2 protein-coding genes are annotated in these 5,103 nt (G+C 78.4%); both read left to right on the top strand.

Annotation, left to right across the window (positions count from 1 at the left end; translation table 11 throughout):
- On the top strand, window positions 1–4,283 hold a 4,283-nt coding region (locus ACFV4N_RS39545), incomplete at its 5' end, for an SDR family NAD(P)-dependent oxidoreductase (RefSeq protein ID WP_499677813.1).
- Between the two features lie 35 nt (window positions 4,284–4,318).
- Window positions 4,319–5,103 (top strand): exonuclease domain-containing protein (locus ACFV4N_RS39550; protein WP_499677814.1); only part of this gene is annotated, 785 nt, incomplete at its 3' end.

The following is a 5,103-nucleotide window of genomic DNA, read 5'->3' on the forward strand; positions in this document are numbered from 1 at the left end:
GGTTCGGGGTGCAGGTCGCGCTGGCCCGGCTGTGGTCGTCGCGCGGGGTGCGACCGGCGGCGGTGATCGGGCAGTCGGTGGGCGAGGTGGCCGCCGCCGTGGTCGCGGGCGCGCTGTCGCTGCCCGACGCGGCGCTGGTGATGACCACCCGCGCCCGGCTGCTGGACGTGGTCGACGGCGCGGGCGGGATGGCGGCGGTCGAGCTGGCCGCCGACGAGGTGGACGACCCGGCGCTGTCCGTTGCCGTGCACGCCGCGCCCCGCCGGTGCACGGTGTCCGGGCCGGTCGACCGGCTCGTCGCGCTGGTGGACCGGGTGGAGGCGGAGGGCCGTGCAGCCCGCCTGCTGCCGCTGCGCACCAGCGGCCACTCCCCCGCCGTCGAGCCGGTGCTCGGGGAGCTGGCCGAGGTGCTGCGGGACGTGCGCGGGCGGACCGGGGACGTGCCCCTGTACGGGACGGTGCTGGCCGACCCGCGCCAGGCGCCGCCGTTCACCGCCGCCTACTGGGCCGCGCACCTGCGGCGGCCGGTGCGGTTCACCCAGGCCGTGACCGCCGCGCTGGAGGACGGCCACACCGCGTTCCTGGAGGTCTCGCCGCACCCGGTGGCGCTGGCCCCGATCGCCGAGCACGCGCCGGACCTGCTGCTGGTCGGGACGCTGCGGCGCGACGCCGACGAGGTCGGGGCGTTCCACGACAACCTGGCCGAGCTGCACCTGCACGGGCTGGTCCGGCCGCGGGTCGTGGTGGACGTGCCCACCGCGCCGTGGGCGCACCGCGAGCACTGGTCCGCGCCCCGGTCGCGCGCCGGCGGGCACCCGCTGCTCGGCGACCACGTCGAGCTGCCCGACGGCACGCACGCCTGGCAGGCGGACGTGGGGGTGGACGCGCTGCCCTGGCTCGGCGACCACCGGGTGCAGGGCACCCCGGTGCTGCCCGGCGCGGCGTACGTGGAGATGGCGCTGGCGGCGGGCACGCGGGCGACGGGTGGCCCGGTGGGGTTGCGGGACGTGGAGTTCGAGGCGTTGTTGCCGCTTACCGAGGAGGTTCGGCTGAGCACCACGCTGCGAGGCGGTCGGGTCGAGGTGCAGGCCAAGACCGCCGACGGCTGGGTCCGGCACGCGACCGCGACCGTCGTGTTCGAGGCCGGGGCGGGCGGTGGCGAGGCGGGTGGTGACGGTCCCGGCGGTGGCGCGGCCAGTGGGATGGGTGGCGGCGCGGCGGCCGGTGGCGAGGCTGGCAGCGGGGCGGGCCAGGGCGAGGCGGCTGGCGGCGCGGCGGCCGGTGGGGTGGGCGAGGACGGGCTGGAGCCGGTCGCGCTGTACGACCGGTTGGCCGAGGTCGGCATGGAGTACGGGCCGGCGTTCCGGGGCGTGCGGGAGGCGCGGGCGGGCGAGGGCGTGGCGGCCTGCCTGCTCCGTCGCCCGGACGGACCGGACCGGGCGCTGCGGTTGCCGCCCACGTTGCTCGACTCGTGCCTGCACGCGCTGGCCGCCGCCGCGCTCGACCTCTCGCTCGACGGGCCGTGCCTGCCCGTCGGGATCGGGGCGGTGCGGCTGCACGGCGACCCGCGCCGGGCGGACCGGTGCGAGGCGGTGGTGACCGGGGACGCGGCCGGGCTGACCGGGTCGGTGCGGCTGCGCGACGACGCGGGGGCGCTGCTGGCCGAGGTGCTGGACGTGCGGGTGCGGCCGGTCGCGGCGGCGCTGCCCGCCCTGGAGGCCCGGTGGGAGCGGCAGGACCTGCCCGCCGGCGGTGGTCCGCGCACCTGGCTGGTGCTGGGCTGCGACCCGGAGGTCAGGGCGGCGCTGGTCGTGGCCGGGCACCGGGTGACCGGCGACCCGGCCGATCCCGCCGACGGCATCGTGTTCCTGCCCGGTCGCGACGGGTTGGAGCAGGACCTGGTGCGGTTGTCCGCCCTGGTCGCCGAGACGCGGCGGCTGTGGGTCGTGACCCGCGAGGCGGCGGTGGTGCTCGACGGGGAGGCGGGCGCGCCGGAGCCCGCCGCGTTGCGCGGCGCGGTGAGGGTGCTGGCCTTCGAGCGGCCGGGGTTGCGGGCGTCGATCGTGGACGTGGACGACCCGGCGGTGCTGGCCCGCGAGCTGGCCGCCGACCGCGACGACGACGAGGTCGCCTGGCGGTGCGGCGACCGGTACGTGGCGCGGCTGGGCCGGGTGGGGGTCGGCGTGTCCGCCGAGGTCGTGCCCGCCGAGGTCGTGCTCGCCGAGGTCGTGCCCGCCGAGGTCGTGCCCGGTGGGGCGTACGTGGTGACCGGTGGTCTCGGCGGGCTGGGCCGGGTCGTGGCCCGGTGGCTGCTCGACCGCGGCGCGGCGCGGGTCGTGCTGAACGGGCGGCGCGAGCCGGCGGCGCGGGCGTTGGCGGAGCTGGGCCGTGACGTGGTCGGGCCGGGCGGTGACGTGGTCGTGGTGACCGGGGACGTGGCCGAACCCGGTGTGGCCGAGGAGCTGGTGGCGGCGGCCGTGGCCGGCGGGCTGCCGCTGCGCGGTGTGGTGCACGCGGCCGGGGTGCTGGCCGACGCCCCGGCCGACCGCCTGTCCCCGGACGACGTGCGGCGCGTGCTGCGGCCCAAGGTCGACGGCGCGCTGCGCCTGCACGAGGCCACCACCGGGCACCGGCTCGACTGGTTCGTGCTGTTCTCCTCCGCCGCGGCCCTGCTCGGTTCGCCCGGCCAGCTCGCCTACGCCGCCGCCAACGCGTGGCTGGACGGCTTCGCCCGGTGGCGGCAGGCCGGTGGGCTGCCCGCGACGAGCATCGGTTTCGGCGCGTGGAGCCGCGTCGGCCTGGCCCGCGACACCGTCAACCCGCTGTTGCGGCCGATCTCGCCGGCCGAGGGCGTGGCGGCGGTGGGGGCGCTGGTGCGGTCCGGGCGGGCGGTGACCGGGGTGGCGCGGTTCGACCCGCGCGCGGCGGTGGAGCTGTTCCCGCACCTGGCGCGGCGGCCGTTCCTGGAGGGGTTCCTCCGGCCGGTGGACCGGGTGGCGGGTGGTGGCGACCGGCTGGCCGCGATCGTCGAGCGGGTGCTCGGCGCGGCGCCCGACCCCGACGCGCCCCTGACCTCGCTCGGCCTGGACTCCCTGATGGCGATGCGCCTGCGCAACGCCGTCGAGCACGAGCTGGGCGCGCGGCTGCCGGTGCCGCTGCTGCTGCGCGGCGCGAGCCTGCGCGACTTGGCCCGGCACCTGGACGGCGGTGCGAGCGGCCGTCCCGACGACGGCGCCGGGCCGCCGAACCGGCGGGTCGAGCCGCGCGACCCGACCGAGCGGTGGCTGTTCGGCCTGTGCGCCGAGGTCCTCGGCCGGCGGGACTTCGGCGTCCACGACGACTTCACCGCGCTCGGGGGTTCGGTCGCCGCGCTGCTGGCGCTGGTCCGGCGGCGGGCGCCGGGCGCGGACCTGGGCGACGCGCGCACCGTCGAGGCGATGGCCGAGCACCTGCGCGGGCGGTTCGAGGGCGCGGACGGGCCGGTGCGGGTGCTGCGCGCGGGCGGCTCGCTGCGCCCCCTGCACCTGTTCCACCCCGCCGGCGGGCCGACCAGCGTGTACCAGCCGCTGGTGGACCTGCTGCCCGACCGGCCGTGCCTCGGCTACGAGCGCGTCGACGACCTGCCCGACATCCCCGCCAAGGCGAAGCGGTACGCGGACCTGGTGCTGGCCGCGCAACCGGCCGGGCCCTACCTGCTGGGCGGCTGGTCGTTCGGCGGGTGCCTGGCGCACGAGGTGGCGTGCCGGCTGGTCGAGGGCGGCCACGAGGTCGGGCTGGTGGTGATGATCGACACCGTGCGCCCGCTGCCCGCGCCCGACGTCCCGCCCGCCGAGCTGGTGCGGCACCGGTTCGAGCGGTACCTGGCGCACGTCGGGCGGGTGCACGGCGCGGCGGTCGAGCTGCCGTGGGAGGCGGTGTCCGGTTTGGACGACGTGGCCCAGGTCGACGCGGTGCTGGCCGCGCTGGTGGCGGCCGGCGTCGGCATCAGCCCCGGCGCGCTGCGGCACCAGCGCACGTCCTACCTGGACGCGCGGGCGGCCGAGCGGTTCACGCCCCGGCACTTCCCCGGCCGGGTCGTGTTCTACCGGGCCACCGAGCGGGAGGCGCTGACCACCGTGCTGGACCCCCGGTACCTGCGGCTCCAGGGGGACGACGACCTCGGGTGGGCCGACGCGTGCGGGTCGCTGGAGGTCGTGCCGGTGCCCGGCGACCACCTGTCCCTGGTGGACGTCCCGCACGTCGCGGTGATCGCCGACCACCTGCGGGACGTGCTGGGCGGCTGAGCGGGGGTGTCGGACCCTCCCGCTACGGTGCGCGGATGGACAACCCCGCACCGTCGTGGGCGCACGGTCCACTGGTCGCGCTGGACCTGGAGACCACCGACGTCGACCCCCACCGGGACCGCATCGTGACCGCCGCCGTGGTCACGATCACCCCGCGCGGGCCCGGTGAGCGCCCCGAGGTCGACACGCGCACCTGGCTGGCCGACCCGGGCGTGGACATCCCGGCCGAGGCCACCGCGATCCACGGCATCAGCACCGACCAGGCCCGCCGCGAGGGCCGCCCGGCCGCGGAGGTCGTCGCCGAGGTGGCCGGGCACCTGGCGCGGGTGTGGCTCCCCACCACGCCGCTGTGCGCGTTCAACGCCGCGTTCGACCTGACCATGCTCGACGCCGAGTTGCGCCGCCACCACGGCCGCGGGCTCCCGTCGGCGGGTCCGGTGGTCGACCCGCTGTGCGTCGACCGCCACCTGCGCCCGGTCCGCGGCTGGGACGACAAGCGCACCCTCGCCGCCGTGTGCGCCCACTACCGGGTGCGGCTGGACAACGCCCACACCAGTGCCGGCGACGCGATCGCGGCGGCGCGCCTGGCCTGGGCGCTGGCCACGCGCCACCCCGACGAGGTCGGCCTGCTCGACCCCCGGGAGCTGCACGAGCGGCAGGTCGGCTGGTACCGCGAGCAGGAGCACGAGTACGCCGCGCGGTTGGAGCGGCGGTGGGAGCAGCGGGTCGCCCGCGCCGGCGAGGACGAGCACACCGACCGGTTGCGCGACCGCATCGCCGACGTGCGGGCGCGGGCCCGGACGTGGCCGCTGGTGCCCGC

This window comes from Actinosynnema sp. NPDC059797, from assembly GCF_042732085.1.
Classification (GTDB): domain Bacteria; phylum Actinomycetota; class Actinomycetes; order Mycobacteriales; family Pseudonocardiaceae; genus Actinosynnema.